The 1552-nt window shown below is 39.8% G+C and carries 1 protein-coding gene; it reads right to left on the reverse strand.

All coding sequences use genetic code 11. The features are described from left to right. Nucleotides 1-32: 32 nt before the first annotated feature. Complete coding sequence (locus HC000_RS18200) at nucleotides 33-1286, reverse strand: IS110 family transposase (RefSeq protein WP_179808381.1); 1254 nt, start codon at nucleotides 1284-1286, stop codon at nucleotides 33-35. Nucleotides 1287-1552: the final 266 nt, after the last annotated feature.

Below are 1552 nucleotides of genomic sequence, written 5' to 3' on the forward strand. Positions count from 1 at the left end.
ATAACAACACGCCCTGAGGTGGACAGCAAGCACTAAAGCTCACTTTCCACCGCAAATTTTAACAGCGGTGATCCCTTACTTTTCAATGCGATTAAGTAAGTTGATTCATCGTAGGGCGTATGTGTTTTCCAGCACCTAAATAGTATTCTTATCCACTTAAATGCTAATGATCTGATGATGGTATTATGGGGTTTTCCTTTGGCCTCTTGCTGCCGATAATATGCTTTTGCCCAAAATGAATAACGCACAGATAATCCTGCCCATTCAACAAATGTTTGCCTTAAAAATTTAGTGCACGAATATCGCCAGTGTATCCATTCCTTCTTGCCACTGCGCTCGGTAACAGGGGCAATGCCTGCGTATTTTTGTATGTCAGCAGCGCACTTATAACGGTCACGATTTGACCCCATAGCGGCTAATAACCGAGGCGCTAATTGTGGTCCTGCACCTGGTAAACTATCAAAAATAGCGCGATCTTTATGTTGCTTATAAAGCGTTTTAATTTCGTCATCAAATCGGGTTATTGCCTGCATTAAATGTTTGAGTTGAGGAACGAGGCATTCAATAAGCAATAAGTTTGGCGTGATCACGGCCATATCATCGGTGAGAATTTCAGCATCCTTTATTTCTTTTATCCGCTTTTCATTAACGAGTGGGTAGCGGGAGTTATGTTGATTAAAGAAGTCGAGTAGTGTTTGCTTTCTCGCTTTTTTAGCGTGAGTAAGAGAGGGCCAACGCAGTAAAAAGTCACAGAATATTTGAGTGTCCTTTTCTTTAAACCAATCAATCACGTGGGGATAATAATTTTTTAGCGTTGTGGCTATTTTATTGGTTAAATTAACACGATCTTGTACTAATTTACGTCTGTATTCGACAAGCTGTGCAAGGCACCTAACTTCTTCTGAGTCAGGTCTAATAACCGTTAATTTATCCATGTGAAGTTGTAGAATTTCAACTTGAATAATCGCATCAGTAGGATCATCTTTAGCCCCGCTGTGCGAAAATGCTGCACGGTATTTAGCGACACTTGATGGGTTAATCACAAATAATATAATGTGCTTAAATTTACTGAGTGCATATATAAGTGGACCTTTTTTTAGCTCACACGCGACAGCAACGGGTCTGCCGTTGTAGCGTTGTTTTAACTCAAGCGCCCATGCATTAATTGACTTAGGCTCAGAGGAAATCACACTTAAATATTGTGTATTTGTATCGCGGTTTATTTCACAAATATCATGTTTACGGTCGGCCCAATCGATCCCGATAAGGGCAGCAAAACCTGAGATGTTAAAGGCTTCCATTTTGGGCCTCCTAGAGGTAAAGTGAAAGAATAAATAGAGGCTAATAGTGTTTCTCGCAAGTCTTATAGATAGTCGGCATTACGACAATCCCTGAGTATGCGTATTGAAACAAATTACTCCTGTTGATCCGAAAGTCTTGTTACAAACATTGATTGTTTCCGCTCAAATATTCGTGATCAACAGAAGCATATTCCATGTATTAATGAGATAGGTAAATACATTAATTAATGGAACGGAGTAACTATAAGCCG

This window comes from Pseudoalteromonas sp. MIP2626, assembly GCF_013414205.1.
In the GTDB taxonomy this organism is placed as follows: domain Bacteria; phylum Pseudomonadota; class Gammaproteobacteria; order Enterobacterales; family Alteromonadaceae; genus Pseudoalteromonas; species Pseudoalteromonas nigrifaciens.